The following is a 25,833-nucleotide window of genomic DNA, read 5'->3' on the forward strand; positions in this document are numbered from 1 at the left end:
CACTTTATAAATGTTGTACAGAAAAGTGTTGCCTTTTCACTTTTAATGTAAGTTTGATTCGTTTAGTGTTGTAGTAGTTGATATATTCTGAAATAGCTGTTTTTAATGTTTCGAGGGAAGTAAATTCCTTCTCAAACCCATAAAACATTTCTGTCTTCAATGTTCCAAAAAAAGATTCCATCATGCCGTTATCTAAGCTATTTCCTTTACGCGACATGGACGGTCTCATTCCATGCACCTCAAGAAAATGATGGTAGTAAGTGTGTTGATATTGCCATCCTTGGTCACTATGTAAAATAGTGCCCTGGTAAGTTTGTTCAGGAAAAGCCTCGGAAAGCATCGTTTTAAGTTGTTGTAAGTTTGGCGAGGTAGATAAATGATATGCAATAATCTCACTGTTAAAGCCATCAAGAACTGGTGATAGATACAATTTTTGATCACTAGCAGGAATTGAAAACTCTGTGACATCGGTATAACACTTCTTAAGTGGTTGGGTAGCTTTAAATTGACGCTTAATGAGATTATCAGCTTTCTTGCCAACCTCACCTTTATAAGAGTTATAGCGACGTTTCGCACGGATTCTAGCTTTCAAACCAAGTTCTGTCATCAAACGTTGAACTTTCTTATGATTAACTTTATAGCCTCGATTTTTAAGTTCGAGGTGAATTCTACGGTAACCATATCTCCCTTTGTTCTCAGAATAAATATCTTGAATAGCTTCTTTTAATTCTTTGTTGTTATCTCCCTGAGTTAGACGTTTAACCTGATAATAGTAGGTTGATCGAGACAGCTTCAAAATATTAAGTAGGATTCTTAAATCAAATACATTGATTAGTCCTTGAATGATTTCTGTTGCTCTTTGAGCCTTGCTTCGACCCTCAATCGGAGTTCTCTCAACTTTTTTAGTACGGCATTCTCCGCTCTAAGGTACTCATTATCATATTGAAGACGCTCTAATTCAGTCATTTCTTCAAGTTTTCTCTTTGGTTTGCGTCCCATCTTTACAGGTCTCCCTCTTGATTTCTCAAGAATAGTATACCCGTTTTTCTTGTATTGCGCTATCCAATTAGGAAGCATTCCCTTGTTTGGTAATCCATAATCTAGAGAAACCTCTAGCTGAGACCTACCTTTCATCAGAACTTCGTTTATGATTTCCTGCTTTAGTTCAGGAGAATAATACCTATTTTTCCTTTTACAAACACTTTCCAATCCGTGTATATCAATAAGGCGGACCATGTATTGAAGGTTATACTTACTCATATTAAATGTTTGACTGATTTTAGGCCATGTCCAACCAGATTGTCGTAAGCGATAGATTTCAATTTTATCTTCATAACTTAATTTCATAGAAAAACACCCCAAAAGTTAGATTTGTTGTCTAACTTTTGGGGTGCAGTTCATATTTTGCTTCTTTTTGGAAATCTATCCTCTTAACTAGCGAATCAGCAGAATTCACTAAAGGATTAAACTAAATTAGTCAATACTAATACTAAGCTAAATTATTAGTGATTTGTTTTATGAAAAGGACTTATTGTTTTTCTTTCTTTTTGAAAAGAGCTACAAAAACAGTTGAGCATAGAAGTCCTAGTCCAGCTAAAAGAGAAAGGTTTGAACGTTCTGCTGTCTTAGGGAGTACTTTTGCTGAAGATGATTGAATTTCCATATTGTGGTGGAATGTGTCAGCATTTTCTTTTTCATCTAAGCCTTGTGGAGCTAATACCTTAGGTTGGTCCGATTTTGTTTCCGTAAGGATCAAGAGATTAGCGTCATCGATCATACGATCAATGAATTCTTTGAGTTGCTTATCAGTCATTTCAGGATCTGTAGATGCTTCTGAAGACTGTTCTTCTTCATTTGTCATGGGTTGAAAAGATTCTTTTTCAACGTCCTCGTTTTCTGTAGGCTGATCTGATTGACCTTTAGGTAAAAGTTTTTCAAGAGAAACAGCATGGTAATTGCCGAAACGATCTTCTGCAATTAAAACAAGTTTGCTAAAGTCAACTGTCAGTGGTTTTTCTGATAATTCTGTTTCAATTGTTTTTGGAATATCAAAGCTTCCATCTGCCTGCATTGGAATATAGTGAACAACCTGATCATTATAAGGTTCCTCACCCTCTTCAACTTCAGCTGGAATTTCAGTATTATAACCAATTTGGAAACGAACACCTTCTGGTAATTGACTCACATCAATACTGAATTTACCTGTTTCGGTATCATAGGATGCTTTCGTTGGAAGTTCAGGTAGACTTGTTTTCACTTCTACTTTAAAATCTTGGATTTGAGCTTTTGCACCTTCTGCTACTGGTGTGTAGAGTACTCGGTAAATATACAGTCCATCTTCAACGGTTTCATCGTCACTTGTTTGACCATCCCACTTAGTGTTTTCAAAGCGATGCATTACTTTAGCACTTTCATCTAAGTCTTGGAAATATTTACGTGTAGCAGTGGATGAACTTTCCCATACAAGTTTACCGTTTTTATCAAGTACTTGTGCTTTAATATTTTTAACATTTCGAAGGAAGATTCCTTGGAAAAGAACACTGTCTTTATGCCCATCACCATTTGGAGAGATTTGGAAAATGCGTTCTGCCATTGGTGCAATGACATCCCTCTCTCCTTCTAAAGCCTCTGTCCCTAAAATAATATTACGTCCCGCTTCAGCACCTAGTTCGTTGATTTCACCTGCCTTAGTTTCTTGAGCTAAGAAGTAAGGTGTAGCGACACTCACCAATGCAGTTACCTTGCTATCTTTTTCAGGAAGCAAGTACTTACCTGTTTCATCATCTTTCTCAAGTTTTTGATAGAAAGCACCTGCTTCGAGGGTATCATAAATTGGTGTATCCAAAGCAGGAAGATTAGCAAAGTCGCCTCTAAATCCACTAAATGGAATACTCATTAGTTCATCTTGGCGATCTAAGTTATCTGTAAAACGAACAAATCCTTCAAGGAAATAGCCGTTTGGCATTTCTTTTAACAAATCTGCAGCGTAGGCTGAAGCATCAACGGCAATTTGAATCTCTTCCACATCATTCGTGATAGTAATAGCTTGCCATTCAGATGATTGCAAGCCCTTCGGTTGCAATTCGAAGTGACCATCTTTTGTTTTATCAGTCCCTAAGTTCAATTGGAAATAAAGGGTTTTAGGCGCTTGCTTTTTTGTAAGGCGTTTTACATTAAGGGTTACCACAAACTTGTCTTGGATATTACCAAGATTAATTTTTGCTTGACCAGCTGCATCTGTTAAGTAATAGTCGGCTTTTAGAGCCTTTTGAGCATCAATATGACCAGCACCTTGATGACGTGGTGAAAAGTAAGCTTGCTCCTCAGGACTATATAAAGCAGTTGCAGAACTCATCACAACCGTTCTAATTAATTGTGAACGTTGATTATCTGTTAATTCTGGGAATCTATCTTTATAAGCTTTTTGAAGAAGCGACAAAATGCCAGAAACATGTGGCGTCGCCATACTTGTTCCACTTTCGTAGCCATATTGTTTTCCTTCTGTTGCTGACAGAATATTGAATCCTGGAGCTGCAATATCTGGTTTTATCATACCTTCAGCAGTAACTCCCCAACTTGATTGACTGATAGGACGAAGTCCAGCATTATTAGCAAAAACTTCAAAAGCTTTATTGAACATGAAATTATTTGCCTTTTTTAATAGTGCTGAGTCTTTAAGACTGATAAACCCTACTGGGATAGAACAACCTTTTGGAATAAAGTAGTGGGCAATTGTGAAATTTCCTTGAAGAGCGTCGTTATTAGAGATAATAACCCCTGCTGCTCCCGCTTTCAGAGCATTTTCAATCTTTTGTGAGAAATTTAGGCTACCGCCACGTTGGATTAGCACAACCTTATTTTTAGCATCAACAGTTTCAAAATCACCTTCTTCTCCGAAAACTGCATCTACTAACGTATATTGTTTTTTATCGTCAAAACTCTTATGAGCTGAAAGAAAGATTGGTAAACTTTTTGACTGATCATCTATTGTCACTTGAAGTGATTGACTAATAATAGACATTGGATTAGCAGCTGCCACACTGATAACATCTTCTGAGATAGCTGGGCTATTTAATGTTCCAAAGTCAGGATTGCTAGACAATGGCAAACGACTTCCCATGCCAATAGCCCCCTCATTACCACTTGCGGCAACTAATAAAACACCTTTATTTTTTGCTGCTATAATAGCTGTTTTGACGTCTGGATGCAAATCACTTAACGAATCAGCTGCTTTTCCAAAGCTCATGTTAATGACTGTTGCCCCAAGCTTAACAGCATCTTGAATAGCTTTAGCATAAGAAATAGCAAAAGCATCTTTTTGCCCTCCGCTCTTCACTTTCATCATCAAAATAGAAGCATTGGCCGCTATTCCTTCCATACGAAGACTATTTTCAGTTGCTTTTTCTCCATTACCTGTAGCAATCGCTGCAACATGTGTCCCATGGACATTACTTGCTTTAGGATCAAAAATCTCATCTGTTTCTTTAGAATAATCGTAAGTAAAAATAACCTTTTCATTATACCATCGACCATAAGAAATATTTTGTTCTTCTTTAATCTTGGAGAATTTTTCTTTGGTTAAGAGATTAGGATATTCTTGTAACCGATGATCTAGCTTGAAAACCTCATGTTCTGGATCAAATTCATCATCAATAATTGCAATAATCTGACCACTTCCCTTATCTGTTTTTAATTGCAATTCTTGTATTTTCGTCAAATCATTTTTAGAAAGTTGACTAGGAAGAGATTCTGTTTTTTCAGCAAAAGCTGGAATTGGCTCTTGCTCTTTTGAGATAGTTTCGTCTGCCTTAGGAGCCTCTTCTTTTGCTTCGTCAGCTGCTGCTCCGCTTTCTTCTGTTTCAGAACTAGTTTCTGAGTTAGTAGCTATTGTTGAAGTTTCAGTTTTTTCATCAACAACTGGGGATGCTGCTGAGTTAGCCTGAAGGACTGTTTCTTCAGTAACTTGTTCATCGGCTAACACAGAGTGATGATTTAATAATAAAAGGCTTGTTGTTGCAAGCGTCAATTGACATACTATTTTTTTCTTAGAGTGATTTTTCATGGTCACTACAATACCTCCAATAACGTGTGAATATAATGATACAACATTATTAAAAAATTAACAATAGATTTATTCAAAATTAATTTATTTTTCTTATCATTAATTTTTTTGATATCACTGAAAGCAGTTATTTAGCTTCTGGAATGTTACCATGACTTAAAATAAGCGTTAACAAAGAAAAGAACACCTAAAAAACCTGATGATTAATCCATCAGGTTTCTTCGCTTTATTAAGGTTTAGATTATTTTTGATTAAAACAAACCAATTGCTGTCTCGTCTTCGGTAACGTCCATTGCCATTGCTGCTGGAACTTTTGGTAGGCCAGGCATAGTCATCACATCTCCTGTTAAAGCAACAATAAATCCTGCTCCTGTTTTAGGAACAAATTCACGGATAGTGATGTCAAAATCTGTCGGTGCTCCTAACAAGGAAGGGTTATCGGAGAAACTGTATTGTGTCTTAGCCATACAGACAGGCAACTTATCCCAACCAAATTCTGCAAACTGCTTCAATTGTGTTTTGGCTTTTGCGCCAAATTGGACAGCTTTACCCCCATAAATTTGGGTAACAATCTTGGTCACTTTTTCTTCCAATGAATCTTCATCTGCATAAAGACGCTTGTAATCAGAGGATCCTTGATCAATCACATGAACCACTGTTTGGGCTAATTCTACGCCTCCTTCAGCTCCATTAGCCCAAACACTGGATAATTCTACAGGAACATTTATATCAGCGCACAGAGCCTTTAAAGTCGCAATTTCAGCTTCGGTGTCTGCAACAAATTCATTGATTGCAACAACAACTGGTACTTGGAAGCGACGCATATTGTCGACATGACGTTTTAAATTGGCAAAACCTAACCGCACAGCTTCGCAATTTTCAGTCGACAAATTGACCTTATCAACTCCTCCGTGCATCTTAAGAGCACGTAAGGTGGCAACCACCACAATAGCATCTGGTGCTTTAGGAAGGTTAGGAACTTTAATATCGAGGAACTTCTCAGCACCCAAATCAGCACCGAATCCAGCTTCTGTAACGGTGTAATCTGCCAAACGCAAGGCTGTTGAGGTAGCAAGGACAGAGTTACATCCATGGGCAATATTAGCAAATGGTCCCCCATGAACAAGGGCTGGTGTTCCATAAATCGTCTGCACTAAATTTGGCTTGATAGCATCTTTTAGAATTAATGTTAATGCTCCTTCAACCTTCAAGTCACGAACATAGACAGGCTTACGATCATAGGTATAAGCGATCACAATGTTTGCCAATCGTTCTTTCAGGTCTTTTAAATCAGTCGCTAAACATAAGATAGCCATGATTTCAGAAGCTACTGTGATGTCAAATCCATCTTCGCGTGGCACACCATTCACAGAACCGCCTAAGCCGACAATTACTTGGCGAAGAGCACGATCATTAAGATCTACCACGCGCTTCCATATAATACGACGTTGATCGATTCCTAAATCATTTCCTTGCTGTAAATGATTATCAATCAAAGCTGATAAGGCATTGTTGGCTGTGGTAATGGCATGCATATCGCCTGTGAAGTGAAGATTGATATCTTCCATTGGCAAGACTTGGGCGTAGCCCCCGCCTGCTGCACCCCCTTTAATCCCCATAACAGGGCCAAGGGAAGGCTCGCGTAAAGCAATCATGGTTTTTTTACCAATTTGATTTAAAGCATCTGCCAATCCAATGGACATGGTTGATTTCCCTTCGCCTGCCGGAGTAGGGTTAATAGCAGTTACCAAGATTAATTTTCCAGGCTCATTTGTTGAGACGGATTTGATTTTCTCAAAAGATAATTTAGCTTTATATTTACCATAAAGCTCAATATCATCAGCTTCTATTCCAATTTTGTTAACAATATCAGTAATTGGTTGTAAGGTGACACTTTGGGCGATTTCGATATCTGATTTCATGATAACTCCTCAATTTTATGTAATGTCGTCATTATATCACATTTTAAGCTAGGCGTACATTTATTTGAATCACAACAAAGAATGTTCGTTTTCTAGTTTGTTTTCACCTACTCCAAGTTAAACTTACTAGGAAAACATCAAATCCACCAATTCTCTTGCTGTAATAGCCCCTAAATAAGGCGTTAAATGAGTTGATTCCAGAACAGCAAGCACATCTTCTTTTTCCATTCTGGTGCCAATCAAGAGGTGTTCCAGTTCTGTAATATCTGCTTTTCCAAAAAAGTCTCCGTAAATGCGACAGTCAGCAATCGAACCTTTTACGATATCGAGATGTACATCAACCGTTCCTCCAGCAAAGCGGCCATCTCTATGGTAACGGTATTGTGGAGAATTGCCATAGTTCCACTCCCAATTTTTATACTTACGCTCTGTTAAGGCATCAATCTGTTGCCAATCTTCTTCAGTCAAGTCATAGCGTTTTGCCTGACTAATGGTTTCAATCTTTAATAACTGACAAACCATCAAATCTTTAAATTCCTCAACAGTAATACCTTGATACTGCGGTGCTAAATGTTCTCTGATATTACCTACTCGGCTTCGCACTGATTTGATACCCTTTGATTCAATTTTTTTTCGGTTAGGGTTCAGTACCTTTTCCATAGCTTCAAAATCCACATCTAAAAGTAGCGAATAACCCCCATAGACACGGCCATTGGCAATGGTCATTGCAGCTCCAGATACTTTTTTACCATCGATGATCAAATCATTTCGTCCGGTCATTTCCACACCTGTCACTCCCAAATGGTGAAGTGCTTCAATAGCAGGTTGATAGGTTCGTTTGAAATCCCCAAAAATCCCATTATCATTAATAAGATAACAAATGTTAACAGCTCCAGAATCAACATACACAGCTCCACCACCAGTATCTCGGCGAACAACAGGAATATGATGTTCTTTTAAATAATCTTGATTGGTTTCGACGACTGCATTTTGAAATTTTCCAATCTCAACTTTGGGATCACAATAGTATGGAAATAAGATATCGTCATCCAAAAATAAATTTTCTTGGACGTACACTTGCATAGCTAGAGCGACAGCTCCGTCAGTAATTCGTTTACCGTTACGAATTGGTTCAATAAGATACATGTTAGTTGTCCTCTCTATTTGTGAGTTAGCTCGTATGGTTTATAGTGTTTGGTATATAGTTTTTGCGTCCTTAATCAATTGGGCAATATGGTCTGTTAGTTCTAAACTCTGTGATCTTAACTGTTGAGGGGTACGATAGTGTTTGTGGTTCAAGGTCACAAATAAGGCATCAGGATTTTCTGATACGCGCTTCCAAAAAGGGTGTTTAATAAATTGAGGTGTGGTATGCCCCACACCAATCTCTAAATAGAGCACTTTGCCATGTTCGTGTTCTGATAGAAAAGTGTCATAGCGTTCTTTTTGTGCCTGGAAATCCGCATCTTCAACCATTCCTTTTTCTTCGTTACGTTTATTAATTTCAAAAGGAGCTCCGCATTTAGGACAATGCGGGATTAATTGATCTGGAACTTTCATATTTGCTTGCTCAGCAATCATTTGACGTATTAAACAATCATCCTTGTAAGTTTGCTGATGGCAGTGTTGACTGCATTGCCACAAACCGTATTCCCCTTGAATATGAAAGATCTTTTCTGGGTCATAATTAGCTACCCAAAAAGCATTATCAGCATTGGTAGTAATAATATGATAAGCTTTGGTTTCCAAAATGTCCCGTAAATCAAGATAAGATTGGCCAACAGGCTGGTCAAGGTAATTCAAAGCCACAAAACGACTTTGAAAAGCCCAGTATTCTTGCCAGTCTTCAAAATCAAAGAGACTAGCTTGCAACATATCCAAAAATTGGTACTTGGCAATAAAATCTGGAAAAGCAGTTTCAAAACGTGGCCCTATATAAGTAAAGCCATCAGCTGCTGACATACCAGCACCAATCCCAACAACAAGAGCATCGGCTTCTTTAATCAATTGAGCTAGTTGTTCTGCCTGGGTGAGGTCTTCATTGGGATAAGTTTTCCAATTACTCACAATTATTCTCCTTTTGTAAATACATATCATACAAAGCCTTATCTTCTAAGGTAAAGGTATTAAAAATAACAGCTAATCGCTGATTTGGGTGTTGTTCTTGCCATTTTAAGACTGTCTTAATAGCAATCTGTGAGGCTTCTTTTTTAGGAAAACCAAATTCACCTGTTGAAATGGAACAGAAGGCTAAGCTCACAAGTCCTGATTGAGCTGCCAAATTAAGGCAGGATTGGTAACAGCGAGCTAGTAAATCTGCTCGAATAGGCGAAATCGGTTGTCCCTTAGCAATTCTTGGCCCAATGGTATGAATAATAGATGAAGCTGGTAAATGGTAGGCACTGGTCATCTTAGCTTGACCAATAGCTTCTTTGTGCCCTTGTTCAACCATGAGAGACTGACACGCTAAACGTAATCGGCTCCCAGCAAAGGTATGAATGGCATTATCAATACAGCCATGATTAGGAATAAAACATCCTAATAAGTCACTGTTTGCTGCATTGACAATAGCATCCACAGCAAGGTGCCTAATATCTCCGTGGTAAAGAAAAATCTGATCATGAGCAGTTTTCTGGCAACCTTCAAGACTTATCGGACGAATAGAGTTCTGCCAAGCATCCAAATAAGCGTCTTCCAAGACAAGGTAGTTTTGAGACAAGGGAAGAGCAGGCCGCTGATTGATAAGCGACCGCCATAAAATCTCCCGTCCTTCTAAGGTGGCAGGCAAAGCAGAAACCTTAAAATCATCAACCCATTCTTCTGATTGTAGCTGCGCAATCATCTCGCCTAATAACTCAAATGACTTAGGCATCTTCTAAGGCATCAAAAGCTGCTTGATCAACATCTGCCAAGACTACAATCCAGTTTTCATCAGCTTTTTCAGAATTCAAGAGGGTTGGCGTTAGCGTTGCTGCCTCATTACGTTCCACAACAGTCCCTGCTAATGGTGACAAAACAGACATAACTGTTTTAGACGCTTCTAAATTCAAGATAATGTCATCAACCGCTAAGGTGTCATTTTCAGTAAATTCGGCATAACCAATAATTCCAATATCATCTTGCAATTCGGGTGTCATGCTGATGGTATAACGGTCTTCTTTTTTCTCAATTAGTAAGTAGTTCGCAAATTTTTTCATTTTCTTTCCTTTCTCTTTAGAGAGTTATATTAATAAAGTGACGACGATTGTCAGCGCTGGTTTCACGCTGGTTTTGCTTTAGAGAATCGTTGTGAGTTTCCTCAATAATATGTTGATGTTCGGGCTCCCCACAGAACCAAGAAAAACCAAGGTTTTGTACTGTCTGGGTTAGGTAACATGTTTCTTGAGGGCTTCTTCTTAGTCAATTCCCCATAATCAAGTACTCTGAATTTTATTTATCCTCCTCGTAATATTGAGCAAGACTGCGAAAGAGGGTTCGGGATTCTTTAGGCAAGGATTCACCGTAATCCATCAAAGGAACAATATCTTTGAAGGAAGCTTTTGGAATCGCTAAACTTTCCAAATCTTCCATCCTAATCTTCAGATGAATAGAATCCTCTCGTCCTTCTTTGATTTTAGTCGCAAATTCTGGGTCAACCACAAAAGGAGTTGAGGCACCCACAAAGTCTGAATGGGCTAAAGCTTCAATGGCTTTCTCAGGCGTATTAATTCCCCCAGTAGCCATAACTGGTAACCGTTTGTTGAGATGATTCCAGACTACTTGATTCACGAGTTGTCCGTGATAAGGACCAGATGAGCGAACTGTGTTACGAAACACATGATGCCCCCAGCTTGCTATGGCCAAGTAATCAAGTTTTGCCACTTCTAGCGCCCAATCCATCAATTGTAAAAAGTCTTCAATCGAATAACCGATACTATGTCCTCTCGTCTCTTCTGGCGTTGCCCTGAAGCCAAAGATAAAGTCAGCTGGAGCTTCCTGATCAATCACCTGTTGAACAGCTTGCAAGACCTCCAGAGTTAATTTAGCCCTGCTGGCAAGTGATTGACAACCATGATGATCGGTCCGCTGGTTAGAAAAAGTGGAGAAAAAGGTTTGAATCAGTAAGCGCTGGGCAGATGAAATTTCCACACCGTCAAAGCCCGCTTGAATCGCCCGCCGAGTCGCCTGCGCATATGATTCAATAAGTCCTTCTATCTGTTGAAGTGAGAGAGCCTTGACTTCGTGAGGTTTTGGAGAATTCAGCTTCATCTCACTAGGACCATAGACAAAACCATATTTGGTTAAGGTATGACTAGCAAAACGACCCGCATGAGTCAGTTGTAAGACAGCTTTTCCCTCTTGTTCTTTCATTGCCTGAGCTAATTTTTTCAAGCCAGAAATGTCAGCATCTTTGGCGACACTAAAACCATATTCAAATAGCTGTCCATAAGGGTCAATATAGGCTGCCCCTGAAATTTGTAAAGGGGCTGATCCTGCTCGTCGTGAGGCATATAACAAATCGTCTTTGGTCACAAATCCGTCTGCAGTTGAGGAATTTGTCACCATAGGTGACAGAACGAAACGATTAGCCAAACGAACCCCATTTGGCAATGTTAAAGGCTGATATAAAGGACCAAAACTTTCTTTCATCAGGCTTCCTTTCTAGACACTTCTGCTTGCATACGCTCATAAATGGCATCATATTCACCCATCAGAGCTTGGCTTGGAGACTGTTGTGACAGAGAAAATCCAAGTTGTCTCAAGGTCAGTTGTAAACGTTCAGTAACGTCACCTACTGTAAATGGCGTCCCTAGGAGTTCTGAGAGATTAGCCATACATTCTGGATCAATATTTGGGTAATGAACCTTTGTTGGTTTTCCTTGTTTACCAGTGTCATAAAATGTTTTGATTAATTCTCCACGAGCTGTTTGGTCACCACAAACACTTAAGTAAATGGAAACGACTATACCGTCTTTAATCCGACGCTGAGCAATACCTGCAAATTTTCGGCCTGCAATACTCAAATCATAATTACCGGGGCAATAAGACCTTTCAATCTCCACATAGTCAATCGCCTGATAATAATCTGAAAAGGTTGCCCTAATAAGATCAACCATCATCAAATAGGCAGTTGCAATGCTAATCCGTTCTGAAAATTGATCTGGAATAATGAGTGAAAAATTTAAAATCCCTTCATCTGCCACAACAGCTAGACCGCCAATATTGCGTACAACCGGAAGATAACCTTTTTCTTGAAGTGCTAGCTTCGCCAGTTCTATATAAGGCAGCTGTCGATCTAACATTCCTAAAATAACTGTTTTTGCCATGGGCCAAATATGCAAAATAAGTTGCTGGGGATGTCGATTAATCTCCCTTAAAAACACTTCTGTCCACGCAAAAGGTCGTAAAGCATCCTTTGCTTCAATCATTCCCTCATCGTATATAGAGACAGGCAAGTGCTTTAAATCTCTAATGTCTATCACAATTTTTCCTTTCTTAGCTGAAACCGCTTCCCCTATTTTAACGCAAAATACATTATTTTACCACTATTGAATCTTCCTTTTCCTTATTTTTCTCTTATTTTCATGGTTTTTTCAAATCCCAACCAATATAACCGTTTAGTTAAGTATTTAGATAATGAGATACTTTCCTAAAGCAACAGTAACTTTCGTTTACTATTAAAGGCTTTTCTGATAAAATATGGCTATGAAATTATTAATCACATCAGGCGGTACAACCGAGCCAATTGATGCCGTCAGAGGTATCACCAATCATTCAACCGGGCAACTTGGCAAATTAGTTGCTGAAACATTTTTAAAACATCAGCATGAGGTGACGTTGGTGACAACTAAGGCAGCTGTCAAACCAGCAGCTTCTGATAAGCTAACCATTATTGAAATCAAGACAGTTAAAGACTTGATGACTGTTTTAGAAGAGCAAGTTCCCTATCATGATCTCCTTATCCATAGTATGGCCGTTTCCGACTACACCCCTGTCTACATGACAGATCTCGAAGAGGTGGCTCAAGCAGAGAATCTTGATAGTTTTTTAACGCATCAAAATGGAGAACAAAAAATCTCATCACACTCCGAACATCAGGTTCTCTTTTTGAAAAAAACACCTAAAGTTATTGCTTATGTCAAAAAATGGAATCCTCAGATAAGATTGATTGGTTTTAAATTATTGGTCAATGTTTCCGAGGAGGAATTGGTTAAGGTGGCTCGTGAAAGCCTCCGTAAAAATAAGGCCGATTATATCCTAGCTAACGATTTAGCCAACATTCAACCTGGCCAACATAAGGCGCTCCTTGTTTCAGAGAAGGAAGTGGTTGCTGCTAATACCAAAGAAGCCATTGCAAGTTTATTATATGAAAGGGTTGTTGGAAATGACTAAACACATCACTTTAGCAGTCTCAGGCAGTATTTCTGCTTATAAGGCCGCAGACTTAACGAGTCAATTGGTGAAAAAAGGGCATGAGGTTACCGTTTTAATGACAGAAGCCGCCACTGCTTTTATCACGCCTTTAACACTGCAAGTATTATCCAAAAATCCTGTTCATCTAGATGTGATGGCAGAAAATGATGTTAAGATTGTCAACCATATTGAATTGGCCAAACAAACCGACCTATTTATCCTTGCACCAGCTAGTGCCAATAGCTTAGCCCATCTTTCTTATGGATTTGCAGATAATATTGTCTCCAGTGTCGCCCTTGCATTACCAGTGACAACCCCTAAGTTAATAGCTCCAGCCATGAATACTAAAATGTACCAAAATCCGATTACCCAAGACAATATAAAACGCTTGTCTCAATTAGGTTTTACTGAAATCCCTCCTAAGACAAGCTTACTTGCTTGTGGGGATACTGGTCCTGGTGCTTTAGCTGATCTTGATGTCATTTTAGAAGCTATCGAAACGACGTTAAAATCCTAATCTATTTGCCCTTGTCACCTAGTTCAAAATTAGGTATTATAATATAAAAACTTATTGGAGAATGAAATGAATCGCCATAAATCATCAGATATTTCTCGAGTGGCTATCTTTTTTGCCATCATGTTAGTCATCCATTTTATCAGTAGTCTGGTATTCAACCTTTGGCCAGTACCAATCAAGCCAACATTAGTTCACATTCCAGTTATTGTCGCCTCTATTATTTATGGTCCGCGTATCGGTACCATTCTAGGTGGCTTGATGGGAGTAATCAGTGTTGTAACCAATACTGTGGTCCTTCTACCTACCAGTTATCTCTTTTCACCTTTTGTGGATCAAGGAAATTTAGCTTCTCTCATGATTGCTATGGTACCTCGTTTGTTGATTGGTATTACTCCTTATTACTGCTACAAGTTTATTCATAATAAATTTGGTTTAGTCCTTTCTGGGCTTGTGGGCTCATTGACCAATACTGTTTTTGTCTTATCGGGTATTTTCGTCTTCTTCTCAACTGTTTTTGGTGGTAATATCAAAGCTTTACTGGCAACGATTGTCTCAACAAATGCTATTGTTGAAATGATTATTTCAGCACTCATTACCTTCACTCTTATCCCAACCTTATCGAAGTTAAATCGTAAATTGTCATAAACTAGTCACATGTCCTCCTGCACAAGAGGGCATCTTTTTTTAAAATCCTATTGATTATCTGAAAAATTGAAAAGAAGCTTGCAAACCCCTGCAAAAAATTAGTGATTTTTTCCTTTCAACGTGATATAATGAAAGCGGTTAAAAATATATAAGGAGACACCTATGACTTATACAGAAAATTATCAAAAATGGCTTGATGTTCCTGATCTGCCGACCTATCTAAAAGATGAATTGCTCCATATGGATGAAAAAAACAAAGAAGATGCTTTTTACACAAACCTTGAATTTGGAACAGCTGGTATGCGTGGTTATATTGGTGCTGGGACAAACCGTATTAATATCTATGTGGTTCGTCAAGCAACAGAAGGCCTTGCCAAATTAGTTGAATCAAAAGGCGAAACAGCCAAAAAAGCTGGGGTTGCTATTGCCTATGACTCACGACATTTTTCACCAGAATTCGCTTTCGAATCTGCCCAAGTATTAGCGGCCCATGGCATTAAATCTTATGTTTTTGAAAGCCTACGCCCTACTCCTGAGCTGTCTTTTGCTGTTCGTCATCTCGGAGCATTTGCTGGTATTATGGTAACTGCTAGTCATAACCCTGCTCCTTTTAATGGTTATAAAGTTTACGGTTCTGATGGTGGGCAAATGCCTCCAGCTGATGCTGATGCTTTAACTGACTATATTCGTGCGATTGATAACCCATTTGCTGTAGCCCTTGCTGACTTAGAAGAAGCTAAATCAACTGGTCTTATTGAAGTAATTGGTGAAGCCCTCGATGCTGCCTACCTTGAAGAGGTTAAAAGCGTTAATATCAACCAAGATTTGATTGACCAATACGGTCGTGACATGAAAATTGTCTACACACCCCTTCATGGTACTGGAGAAATGCTAGCACGTCGCGCTTTAGCACAAGCTGGTTTCGAATCTGTTCAAGTTGTCGAAGCTCAAGCAAAACCAGACCCAGACTTCTCAACAGTTGCATCACCAAACCCTGAAAGTCAAGCTGCCTTTGCCTTAGCTGAAGAACTAGGGCGTCAAGTCGATGCTGATGTATTAGTGGCGACTGATCCTGATGCTGACCGTCTCGGTGTTGAAATTCGTCAAGCTGATGGCAGTTATTGGAACCTTTCTGGTAACCAAATCGGTGCTCTTATCGCCAAATACATTTTAGAAGCTCACAAACAAGCTGGGACTCTCCCAGAGAATGCTGCATTAGCAAAATCAATAGTATCAACTGAATTAGTCACCAAAATTGCGGAAAGCTATGGTGCAACCATGTTTAACGTGTTAACAGGTTTCAAATTCATCGCTGAGAAAATCCAAGAATTTGAGGAAAAACATAACCATACCTACATGTTTGGGTTTGAAGAAAGCTTTGGTTACCTTATTAAACCGTTTGTTCGTGACAAAGATGCTATTCAAGCTGTTCTCCTCGTTGCTGAAATTGCAGCTTATTATCGTTCGCGAGGCCTAACTCTAGCTGATGGTATCGATGAAATCTTTAAAGAGTATGGTTACTTTGCCGAAAAAACCATTTCAGTTACCCTATCAGGTGTCGATGGTGCTGCTGAAATTAAGAAAATTATGGATAAATTCCGTGACAATGCCCCAAGTCAATTTAACCAAACTGATATTGTGCTAACAGAGGATTTCCTTGCACAAACTGCAAGTTCTAAAGATGGCCAGACAACGTTAACAACTCCTCCAAGTAATGTCTTGAAATATACATTAGCAGATGATAGTTGGTTCGCAGTTAGACCATCTGGCACTGAACCAAAAATTAAATTCTATATCGCTACAGTAGGTGATACCCTTAACAGTGCTGAAGAAAAAATTGCTAATATTGAAGCGGAAATCAACGCTTTTGTTGGTCAATAATAAGATAAAAGCTATCAGTAACAACTGATGGCTTTTTGATGTGTTGTTTATGCCTCATTGCACCGTTAACAACATTGCCATCAAAAAACACCCCTAATGTTAGCACTTTGATGTCTAACATTAGGGGTGTTACTATTAAAACTCATAAAGGGTTTAAATCTAATTCTTTTATTTTGATTTGATGTAATTGACACCATCCGCTTTTGGAGCAACAGCTTGTCCAAAAAAGGCTGCCAGGATAACGATAGTGACAACATATGGTGCAATTTGCAAGTAAACGGTTGGAATTTTTTCCAATACTGGCAATTGTGCTCCAATAACTGCTAAACTTTGCGATAAACCAAAGAAAAGACTAGATAGCATAGCGCCAACTGGATTCCATTTACCAAAGATCATAGCTGCCAAAGCGATAAATCCAGGACCTAAGATAGTTGTTACGGCAAAGTTAACTGAGATTGACTGAGCATAAACAGCTCCACCGATTCCCCCTAGGAAACCTGAGATCATCACACCATAGTATTTCATTAAATAAACATTAATACCAAGTGTATCTGCTGCCTGTGGGTGCTCACCAACTGAACGTAAGCGTAAACCAAATCTTGTTTTGTAAAGAACAAACCAAGCAAGGAATGAGAAGGCAACTGCAAGATAACCAACTAGACTAGTATTTTTAAAGAAAATATCACCAATCACAGGAATTTGTGATAGACCTGGGAAATCGAATTTCCCAAAAGATTGTTGAATATTATCCGTTTGTCCCTTACCATACATCACTTTAACCAAGAAGACCGCAAAGGAAGGCGCTAACAAGTTCAATACTGTACCACTGACAATGTGGTCAGCTCTAAAGTTGATGGTTGCTAAAGCATGAATCAAAGAGAAAATCAAACCAACAATACCACCGACTAAAACGGCCATCCAAGGCGTTGCTTTTCCAAACGTTTGAGCAAATTCAAGGTTAAAGACAATTCCTGAGAAGGCTCCCATAACCATAATACCTTCTAAACCGACGTTAACAACACCAGAACGTTCTGAGAAAGTTCCCCCAATACTTGTGAAAATGAGTGGTGTTGCATAAATAAGCATAGATGACACCAATAAGGCAAAAATCGTTACTAAACTCATCTTATTTACCACCTTTCACTAATTTTTTAGGGCGAATAATGTAACGTTCAATGAGGTAATGGGCACCAACAAAGAAGATGATGGAAGCGGTCACTACCTTAACAAGTTCTGGTGGAATACCTGCAATATTCATTCCTGGAGCGCCAATATTTAAGACACCAAATAAGAATGAAGAGAAGAAAATACCGATTGGAGAATTTGCTGCAAGCAAGCTTACCGCCATACCATCAAAACCAACTGCTAAAGAAGATCCTTGAACAAAGACATTTTCAAAGGTTCCTAGTCCTTCAACCACTCCTCCAAGACCTGCTAGGGCTCCAGAGATAATCATTGATAAAATGATAGTACGTTTTGATGACATCCCTGCGTATTCTGAGGCATGTGGGTTAAGCCCTACCGAACGAATTTCAAATCCAAGTGTTGTTTTGTTCAACAAGAACCAAATCACTGCAATAGCTACAATGGCAAAGAAAATACCAATATTAATCCGCGAGTTGTTTGTTAAAGCAGATAACCAGTGAGTTTGGTAACTTGCATTATCGCTCACCTGAATCGTTGAGTCAATACTTTGTTTGACACTTTCCGGATATCCTTTTTGAATGATAGCATTACCAACATAAAGAATAATATAGTTCATCATGATGGTAACAATAACTTCACTGGTACCAAGGTAAGCTCTCAAAATACCTGGAATAGCGCCCGCAATTCCTCCAGCAATCATACCAATTAAAACAGTCATGATAATCATAAGAGGGCGCGGCATGTCTGGATTAACTAATGCAAACCATCCGGCAGCAATCCAACCTGCTAAGGCTTGACCTGATAATCCGACGTTGAAGAAACCAGCGCGACTAGCAACTGTAAATCCGAGTGCAATTAGAATCAGTGGCCCCATTGCTCGGAAAATCTCCCCGATATTTTTGACACTACCAAAAGCGATTTGGAACAGGCCTTCGTAACCCCAAATTGGGTCGTAGCCAAAGATAAACATGATAATGGCGCCAAGTAAAAATCCTAATAAGACGGAAATCATTGGCACAGCAATTTTTTGTGCATTTTTAGACATGACTTTCCTCCTCATGAATTGAACCACCAGCCATCAAGATACCAAGTTCTTGCTTGTTAGTATCTTGTGGTAATACGATACCTTGAATTTTACCATCATGAATAACTGCAATACGGTCTGATAAATTCAATATTTCATCAAGTTCAAAACTAACGACGAGAACAGCTTTGCCTTTATCACGTTCTTCGATCAGACGCTTATGGATATATTCAATAGCTCCAACATCTAGCCCACGTGTTGGTTGGCTAACAATCAATAAATCAGGATCGCGGTCTACCTCACGAGCAATGATAGCTTTTTGTTGGTTACCACCTGAAAACCCTCGAGCAGGAACCAGTTCATTAGCACCACGAACATCAAATTCACTCATCAAGTTACGGGCGTATTCATTGATTTTATTATAGTTTAGAATACCATTTTTACTTAGCGGTTCTTTGTAGTAGGTTTGCAAGGCTGTGTTTTCAGCTAGTGATAAATCCAACACCAAACCATCTCTATGACGGTCTTCTGGGACATGTCCTACTGATAACTCAGTGATTTTTCGAGAAGTCAAATGTGTTACTTCTTGATTTTTAATCATGATACTCCCTGATTTCACCTTACGAAGACCAGTGATAGCCTGAATTAATTCTGATTGACCATTACCATCAATACCTGCAATACCAACGATTTCACCTGCCCTTACATCCAAAGACAAGCCTTTAACTGCTGGAACCCCACGGTTTTCATCTACTTCTAGATTTTTAATAGACAAAACAATGTCCTTAGGTTCAGATGGTTTTTTAGTCGTTGTAAATGAAACAGAACGCCCAACCATCATTTTCGCTAAATCTTTTGAAGTCGCACCAGCTACATCAACTGTTTGAATACTCTTACCACGGCGAATAACCGTAACTCGATCCGCAACAGCTCTAATTTCATCTAACTTGTGTGTGATTAAGACAATTGATTTGCCTTCTTTAACCAAATTGCGCATGATGCCCATTAATTCTTGAATCTCAGCTGGCGTTAAAACAGCTGTAGGCTCATCAAAAATCAAGATATCTGCACCGCGATACAAGGTTTTTAAAATCTCAACACGTTGTTGAGCTCCAACTGAAATATCAGCAACTTTAGCTGACGGATTGATTGCAAGGCCATATTTTTCAGACAGTTCTTTAATTTCTTTCGATGCTTGTTTAAGATCCAAGCGACCGTTTTTCACCTTTTCGTTACCTAAAATAATATTTTCTGCAACTGTAAAGGCTTCTACCAGCATAAAGTGCTGATGGACCATTCCGATACCAAGTTTAGCGGATTTAGACGGCGAATCAATCAGAACTGGCTTTTCATTAATGACAATTTCTCCACTAGTTGGCTCCAAGAGACCAGCTAGCATATTCATCAAAGTTGATTTACCTGCCCCATTTTCACCCAACAAGGCATGAATCTCACCTTTTCTGACATTCAAATTAATGTGGTCATTTGCAACAAAATCACCAAATTTTTTCGTGATTTCTCTCATTTCAATGACATGCTGTGTCATAGGATAATTTCCTTTCAATTCAATCTTCTATTTCAGTAAAGCTTGTCATTTGTCACAAGCTTTACTGAGATAAAAGTTATCTCAGTCCAAAAAGGGCGACCGACAAAGGTCGCGCTTCTTGTTTTTAAACATTATTTTTCAGGAACTTTAATGTCACCAGATTTAATTTTTGCTTTCGCTTCTTCGATAGCTTTAAGAGCTTCTTTTGAAACATTTGTAGTTGCGATTTCAACACCACCATCTTTCAAACCGTAAACAGTTGTTTTTCCACCTGGGAATTTTTTATCTGCTACTTGTTTGTTGATCAACTGAACAGCTTTACCAACTTCTTTGATTGATGATGCAAGTACAAAGTTTGCTTCTTTACCATCTTTAGAAGTGTATTTTCCTTCATCTTTTTGGTCACGGTCAACACCGATTGCCCAAACTTTATCAGCTTCGTCACGTTTTTCGTTAACAGCTTTCGCTTCGTTGAAGACACCTGCTCCAGTTCCACCTGCTACTTGATAGATAACATCTGCACCTGCTGCGTATTGAGCTGCTGCAATTGTTTTACCTTTAGCAGCATCACCGAATGATCCAGCATAATCTACTTTGATTTGGATGGAATCATCAACAGATTTAACACCTGCTTCAAATCCTTTTTCAAAACGAGTAATAACAGTACCTTCCATACCACCTACAAAACCAACAGTTTTAGTTTTAGTGGTTTTTGCTGCTGCAATACCTGCAAGGTAAGCTGCTTCGTGATCGGCGAAAGTAACACTTGCAACATTGTCTTTACCTTCAATTACGTCATCGATGATAACGAATTGAACACCGTCATTGTCGCCAGCTGCTTTGGCAATAGCATCTTTCAAAGCAAAACCGATACCATAAACAACTTGGTAGCCGCTTGAAATTGCTGTATCAAGGTTAGTTGCATACTCAGATTCACTTGTAGATTGGAAGTAATCAAAACCAGCACCTTTTTTAAGGCCCATTTCTTTACCCCAAGCTTGTAAACCTTCCCAAGCTGATTGGTTGAATGATTTATCATCAACACCACCAGTATCAGTAACCATTGCAACTTTTAAATCAGTTTTCCCTGCTTCTCCACCTTTAGAAGCACCACGGTTACCACAAGCAGCTAAACCTAGTAAAGCTACTGAAGCTAAACCAAGACCAATAAATTTCTTGTTCATGAATATGAACCCTCCTAAAAAATATTTCTAGCAACCTGGTTGCTGAAAGTAAATATAAAGCCAAGACGGCTAGATAACAAGAATTAAGCCAGATTATGATAAATCTGTAAATGAATAGGGAAGTAAATCACCAACAGTCGTTTCAAGGGTTTGACCATTTTGGGCAATTAAGGTAACAAGAGAGCTTGGTTCAAAGAACTCAACCATTACTTGTCGACAAGCACCGCAAGGAGAAACAGGTTCCTGTGTTTCACCATAAATCGCAATTTCTGCCAGCTCTTTATGCCCGTCAGAAACAGCTTTAAAAATAGCTGTCCGCTCACCACAATTGGTTAATCCAAAACTAGCATTTTCAATGTTACAACCAGTATAGATTGTGCCATCTTTTGTTTTTAAGGCTGCACCAATAGGGAAGTGGGAATAAGGAACATAAGCGTGTTTACTGGCATCAATAGCTAAAGAAACTAAATCAGTAGCCACCATTTGCAACTTCACCTTTCATAATGGTTACGCCAGCAGACGTTCCAATACGAGTAGCACCTGCTTCGATAAATGCCATAGCGTCTTCTAACGAACGCGCACCACCAGCAGCCTTAACGCCGATATCAGAACCGACTGTTTGACGCATCAATTTAACATCTGAGATTGTTGCTCCACCAGTTGAAAATCCTGTGGATGTTTTAACAAAATCAACGCCTGCTTTAACAGCCAATTGGCATGCTCTAACTTTCTCTTCATCTGTTAGAAGGCAAGCTTCAATGATGACTTTCACAAGTTTGTCCCCACTTGCTTCAACAACAGCTCGTATATCATCTTCAACAGCTTGATCATCGCCTTGTTTCAAAAGACCAATATTAATCACCATGTCAATTTCGTCAGCGCCATTTGCAATTGCATCTTTTGTTTCAAAAGCTTTAGTTGCTGATGTTGTTGCTCCTAGAGGAAAACCGACAACGGTACAAACTTTAACATCAGAATCTTTTAGTGCTTCCGCAGCATAAGCAACCCAACATGGATTCACACAGACACTAGCAAAATCATAAGTCTTTGCTTCATCAATCAATTGATCAAATTGTGATTGAACGCTATCTGCTTTTAGCAACGTATGGTCGATGTATTTATTAATTTTCATTGTGATAATTCCTCCTTAGGAAATGATTTTAATGATCTCTTTAGGCTCAAATTGTTCTGCACCTATTTTAACATTTTTTTCGAATTCTGTAAGCACTTTTTTCGGTAAAACTTCTTGTGAAAAGATGACAGCAATGCGGTCTCCCTTGCTTACAGGGTCACCAATTTTCTTATCAAAAACAATCCCTGATTCATAATCCAATGGGTCAGTTTTTACTGCTCGACCAGCTCCTAATCTCATCGCAAAGAGTCCAAATTCTAGTGCTGGCAATTCTGTGATATAGCCATCTTCATCAGCAAACACTTCTGTTTGAACAGGTGACGCTGACTCTCTATAAAGGTCTTTGAGATTACCACCTTGATAGGTAACCATTTCTTCAAATTTCGCTAAAGCTGTTCCATCAACCAGATTTTTTCTGATGTCTTCTAGTGACTTATCAACACCTGCTAGACGTAACATAATCTGAGCCAGTTCACAAATGAAATGGGTGATATCCTCACGTCCCTTACCTTGCATGATTTCTAAAGCTTCTAAAACTTCAAGACGGTTGCCAATAGCTCGCCCTAGGGGCTGACTCATATTAGTAATGACAGCAACTGTTTTACGACCAACTTCTTTTCCTAAATCTACCATTAGACGGGAAAGCTTTTCTGCGTCTTCTATGGTCTTCATGAAAGCCCCATCCCCAACAGTAACATCTAAGAGAATGCTATCCGCACCGGCGGCAATTTTTTTACTCATGACTGAGCTTGCTATTAGAGGAATAATATCAACGGTTGCCGTAACATCTCTTAGAGCGTATAACAGTTTATCCGCCTTAACCAGTTTATCGGATTGACCTATAACAGAGATGCCGATGTCTTGCACTTGTTTAATAAAGTCATCTTGACTACGGTCAATTTGAAAACCTTTAATGGCTTCAAGTTTATCTAAGGTTCCTCCAGTATGACCTAGGCCACGACCGCTCATTTTAGCAACTGGAACATCAAAACTTGCTACAAGCGGAGCTAAAATCAAGGTTACCTTATCGCCCACCCCACCTGTGGAATGCTTATCTGTTTTAATACCAGCAATTGCTGACAGGTCAATCTGTTCTCCAGTCTCAACCATACTCATGGTTAAATCTCGTGTCTCACGGGTTGTCATTCCTTTGAAATAAACTGCCATAGCAAAAGCAGCCATTTGGTAATCTGGGATCGTACCATCAGCATATCCCTTAATTAACCAATTGATTTCCTCTGTGGTCAGTTCCCCTCCATCACGTTTTTTTTGAATTAAATCAACTGTTCTCATGTTTTGTACTCCTTAGAATATAGTAGCCTTTATCTTTTTTGATAATGTCAACATTGCCAAAAATATTTGCCATCTTTTCTTTGGCGCTAGGTGCCCCTTGTTTCTTTTGAATCACAATGGTTAAATCACCCTGATCATCTAAAAAATCAATACTTTTTTCAATGATCTCATGGACAACCTTCTTACCCGCTCGAATAGGAGGGTTACTAATGATATGATTGAATGATCCCCTAACGTTTTCATAAATGTTAGACTGAAAAATAGTAACGTTAACTTGGTTTTGACGTGCATTTTTTTTAGCCAAATCAATCGCTCGATTATTAATATCAACCAAAGTAGCTTCTACGTCTTGAACTTTGGCTAGGCTTATTCCCAGAGGGCCATAACCACAACCTAAGTCTAAAATCCGCTCACCTTTATTAAAACGAAGTGTGTTTAGTAATACTTGGCTGCCAAAATCAATCATTTTCTTTGAAAAAACACCAGAATCTGTTAAGAAAGTAAACGGAAAACCGAGTAATGTTACATTCAATTCATGAATATCATGAAGACTATCTGGGTTCTCGTCGTAATACATGTTTGTCATCGTTTTTCCTATCTTTTTAAGATGCTTTTTCATTCTATCACACTTTGAAATGGTTTACAAGACGCCTGTTTTTAAAGGTTCCCAAGGTGATTAATCGGTAAAACCGAACATTAACTGCACGTTTTTTAATTTTCAGAAAAATACCCAGGGAATGTTCGATATTTTTCTCGAAATACTACACATTTTCACACGAATTCAAACGAAAAATTTTTCATTTTTTTCCTTGAAATGTTATAATGTAAGCACTGTCAAATGATTAGGAGTTAGTATGTCAAACGAATTTATCAACTTTGAAAAGATTTCAAGAGAATCTTGGAAAATGTTGCACCAAAAAACCAAACCTTTATTGACACAAGAAGAACTTAAAAGTATTACGAGTCTAAATGATAATATTAACATCACAGATGTGGTTGATGTTTATCTCCCTTTGATTAATTTAATTCAGATTTATAAAATTGCTCAAGAGAACCTTTCCTTTTCTAAAAGTCTCTTTCTAAAGAAAGACATTCAATTGAGGCCCTTTATTATTGGAATTTCTGGCTCTGTCGCTGTTGGTAAATCAACAACCAGCCGACTGTTACAATTACTTCTCTCACGTACTCACCCAAGTAGTCGTGTCGAACTAGTTACTACTGATGGTTTTTTATACCCTAATCAGGTTCTGATTGAACGAGGAATCCTCAATCGTAAAGGCTTTCCAGAATCCTACAATATGGAACTGTTGTTGAATTTTTTGGATACTATTAAAAGTGGGCAATCAGCTACCATACCACTTTACTCTCATGATATTTATGATATTGTCCCTGATCAGGAACAAACGGTTGACAGTCCTGATTTTCTAATCGTCGAGGGTATAAACGTTTTCCAAAACCAGCAAAATAACCGCTTATATATGAGTGATTATTTTGATTTTTCTATTTATATTGATGCTGATAGCGCCCATATAGAATACTGGTATATTGAACGCTTTCTAAGTATTTTGAACATGGCAAAACAAGATTCTAACAGTTACTATGCTCAATACACCACTCTTCCTCAGGATGAGGCTGTAGCCTTTGCTCGCAATGTTTGGAAAACAGTTAATTTAGAAAATCTTGAAAAATTCATTGAACCGACGCGAAATCGAGCAGAATTGATTTTACACAAAGCCGCCGATCACAAAATTGATGAAATTTACCTCAAAAAGTGATAAAGGGTTGCCAAACACATATATTTTCTATATAATAATGTAGTTAGATTAATTTGGAGGTGAAAACATTGGCAAATATTAAATCAGCTATTAAACGCGCTGAACTTAACGTTAAAGCAAACGAAAAAAACTCAGCACAAAAATCAGCTATGCGTACTGCTATCAAAGCATTTGAAGCTAACCCATCTGAAGAGCTTTTCCGCGCTGCTTCTTCAAGCATCGACAAAGCCGAATCAAAAGGTTTGATTCACAAAAACAAAGCAAGCCGCGATAAAGCACGTCTTGCTGCAAAACTTGGCTAATAAATATCCAA

At 38.6% G+C, this 25,833-nt stretch carries 23 protein-coding genes; 6 read left to right on the forward strand and 17 right to left on the reverse strand.

What is annotated here, in order from left to right; translation table 11 throughout:
* Window positions 1-4: 4 nt before the first annotated feature.
* From DYD17_RS05915 to DYD17_RS05955, 9 genes are all read right to left on the reverse strand, one after another.
* Window positions 5-1,347, reverse strand: a protein-coding gene (locus tag DYD17_RS05915; protein ID WP_115276401.1) for an IS3 family transposase whose coding sequence is annotated in 2 segments (ribosomal slippage) — window positions 5-897 and window positions 897-1,347 — 1,344 coding nt in all. Because the reading frame shifts where the segments join, the coding sequence is not laid out codon by codon here.
* A gap of 181 nt (window positions 1,348-1,528) precedes the next feature.
* The gene (locus DYD17_RS05920) at window positions 1,529-5,062 is read right to left on the reverse strand and encodes a S8 family serine peptidase (protein WP_115253257.1); all 3,534 of its coding nucleotides are present in this window, start codon (window positions 5,060-5,062) and stop codon (window positions 1,529-1,531) included.
* Window positions 5,063-5,313: 251 nt separating this feature from the next.
* Window positions 5,314-6,984, reverse strand: coding sequence for a formate--tetrahydrofolate ligase (locus DYD17_RS05925; RefSeq protein WP_115276402.1), 1,671 nt, complete (start codon window positions 6,982-6,984; stop codon window positions 5,314-5,316).
* A gap of 126 nt (window positions 6,985-7,110) precedes the next feature.
* Window positions 7,111-8,130 (reverse strand): lipoate--protein ligase, encoded by a 1,020-nt coding sequence (locus DYD17_RS05930; RefSeq protein ID WP_003050898.1) that lies wholly within the window; start codon window positions 8,128-8,130, stop codon window positions 7,111-7,113.
* Window positions 8,131-8,169: 39 nt separating this feature from the next.
* Window positions 8,170-9,051, reverse strand: coding sequence for an SIR2 family NAD-dependent protein deacylase (locus DYD17_RS05935; RefSeq protein WP_003050901.1), 882 nt, complete (start codon window positions 9,049-9,051; stop codon window positions 8,170-8,172).
* Window positions 9,044-9,856, reverse strand: coding sequence for a protein-ADP-ribose hydrolase (locus DYD17_RS05940; protein ID WP_115252895.1), 813 nt, complete (start codon window positions 9,854-9,856; stop codon window positions 9,044-9,046). The genes DYD17_RS05935 and DYD17_RS05940 overlap by 8 nt, the downstream gene beginning before the upstream one ends.
* A complete protein-coding gene (locus DYD17_RS05945) occupies window positions 9,849-10,181 on the reverse strand; it encodes a glycine cleavage system protein H (RefSeq protein WP_115252896.1) in 333 nt (110 codons plus the stop codon). Before DYD17_RS05945 ends, DYD17_RS05940 begins: the two co-directional genes overlap by 8 nt.
* A 232-nt stretch (window positions 10,182-10,413) precedes the next feature.
* Window positions 10,414-11,613: an NADH-dependent flavin oxidoreductase gene (locus DYD17_RS05950; RefSeq protein ID WP_115252897.1), complete on the reverse strand. Its 1,200-nt coding sequence runs from the start codon at window positions 11,611-11,613 to the stop codon at window positions 10,414-10,416.
* Window positions 11,613-12,446: a lipoate--protein ligase family protein gene (locus DYD17_RS05955; protein ID WP_003050910.1), complete on the reverse strand. Its 834-nt coding sequence runs from the start codon at window positions 12,444-12,446 to the stop codon at window positions 11,613-11,615. Before DYD17_RS05955 ends, DYD17_RS05950 begins: the two co-directional genes overlap by 1 nt.
* Before the next feature lie 223 nt (window positions 12,447-12,669).
* Here DYD17_RS05955 and DYD17_RS05960 point away from each other — a divergent pair, with 223 nt between their 5' ends.
* The 4 genes from DYD17_RS05960 (at window position 12,670) to DYD17_RS05975 (ending at window position 16,420) form a co-directional block, all read left to right on the forward strand.
* Complete coding sequence (locus DYD17_RS05960; RefSeq protein ID WP_304364339.1) at window positions 12,670-13,356, forward strand: phosphopantothenate--cysteine ligase; 687 nt, start codon at window positions 12,670-12,672, stop codon at window positions 13,354-13,356.
* Entirely contained in the window at window positions 13,349-13,894 is a 546-nt protein-coding gene (coaC, locus tag DYD17_RS05965) for a phosphopantothenoylcysteine decarboxylase (protein ID WP_003050914.1), read from the forward strand. Before DYD17_RS05960 ends, coaC begins: the two co-directional genes overlap by 8 nt.
* A 66-nt stretch (window positions 13,895-13,960) precedes the next feature.
* Window positions 13,961-14,539, forward strand: a complete 579-nt coding sequence (locus DYD17_RS05970; protein WP_003050916.1) for an ECF transporter S component — start codon at window positions 13,961-13,963, stop codon at window positions 14,537-14,539.
* A gap of 162 nt (window positions 14,540-14,701) precedes the next feature.
* Entirely contained in the window at window positions 14,702-16,420 is a 1,719-nt protein-coding gene (locus DYD17_RS05975) for a phospho-sugar mutase (protein ID WP_115246018.1), read from the forward strand.
* Window positions 16,421-16,588: 168 nt separating this feature from the next.
* Here the strand turns inward: DYD17_RS05975 and DYD17_RS05980 are convergent, their stop codons facing one another.
* From DYD17_RS05980 to DYD17_RS06015, 8 genes are all read right to left on the reverse strand, one after another.
* Entirely contained in the window at window positions 16,589-17,545 is a 957-nt protein-coding gene (locus DYD17_RS05980; RefSeq protein ID WP_003050920.1) for an ABC transporter permease, read from the reverse strand.
* 1 nt (window position 17,546) lies between these two features.
* Complete coding sequence (locus tag DYD17_RS05985; protein ID WP_003050922.1) at window positions 17,547-18,611, reverse strand: ABC transporter permease; 1,065 nt, start codon at window positions 18,609-18,611, stop codon at window positions 17,547-17,549.
* The gene (locus tag DYD17_RS05990) at window positions 18,604-20,136 is read right to left on the reverse strand and encodes an ABC transporter ATP-binding protein (RefSeq protein ID WP_115276403.1); all 1,533 of its coding nucleotides are present in this window, start codon (window positions 20,134-20,136) and stop codon (window positions 18,604-18,606) included. Before DYD17_RS05990 ends, DYD17_RS05985 begins: the two co-directional genes overlap by 8 nt.
* Before the next feature lie 131 nt (window positions 20,137-20,267).
* Entirely contained in the window at window positions 20,268-21,320 is a 1,053-nt protein-coding gene (locus tag DYD17_RS05995; protein ID WP_003050926.1) for a BMP family lipoprotein, read from the reverse strand.
* 93 nt (window positions 21,321-21,413) lie between these two features.
* Window positions 21,414-21,803 (reverse strand): cytidine deaminase, encoded by a 390-nt coding sequence (locus tag DYD17_RS06000; protein WP_003050928.1) that lies wholly within the window; start codon window positions 21,801-21,803, stop codon window positions 21,414-21,416.
* Window positions 21,790-22,452: a deoxyribose-phosphate aldolase gene (gene deoC, locus DYD17_RS06005; protein WP_115252900.1), complete on the reverse strand. Its 663-nt coding sequence runs from the start codon at window positions 22,450-22,452 to the stop codon at window positions 21,790-21,792. Before deoC ends, DYD17_RS06000 begins: the two co-directional genes overlap by 14 nt.
* Window positions 22,453-22,467: 15 nt before the next feature.
* Window positions 22,468-23,745, reverse strand: coding sequence for a pyrimidine-nucleoside phosphorylase (locus DYD17_RS06010; protein ID WP_003050932.1), 1,278 nt, complete (start codon window positions 23,743-23,745; stop codon window positions 22,468-22,470).
* A complete protein-coding gene (locus tag DYD17_RS06015) occupies window positions 23,732-24,331 on the reverse strand; it encodes a class I SAM-dependent methyltransferase (RefSeq protein ID WP_037584951.1) in 600 nt (199 codons plus the stop codon). Before DYD17_RS06015 ends, DYD17_RS06010 begins: the two co-directional genes overlap by 14 nt.
* 268 nt (window positions 24,332-24,599) lie before the next feature.
* Between DYD17_RS06015 and coaA the strand changes: the two genes are divergently transcribed.
* Window positions 24,600-25,520 (forward strand): type I pantothenate kinase, encoded by a 921-nt coding sequence (coaA, locus tag DYD17_RS06020; RefSeq protein ID WP_003050936.1) that lies wholly within the window; start codon window positions 24,600-24,602, stop codon window positions 25,518-25,520.
* Between the two features lie 53 nt (window positions 25,521-25,573).
* Window positions 25,574-25,822 (forward strand): 30S ribosomal protein S20, encoded by a 249-nt coding sequence (rpsT, locus tag DYD17_RS06025; RefSeq protein WP_009881183.1) that lies wholly within the window; start codon window positions 25,574-25,576, stop codon window positions 25,820-25,822.
* The last annotated feature ends 11 nt before the right edge of the window (window positions 25,823-25,833 follow it).

Origin of the sequence: Streptococcus dysgalactiae subsp. dysgalactiae, assembly GCF_900459225.1 — a bacterium.
GTDB classification, from domain to species: domain Bacteria; phylum Bacillota; class Bacilli; order Lactobacillales; family Streptococcaceae; genus Streptococcus; species Streptococcus dysgalactiae.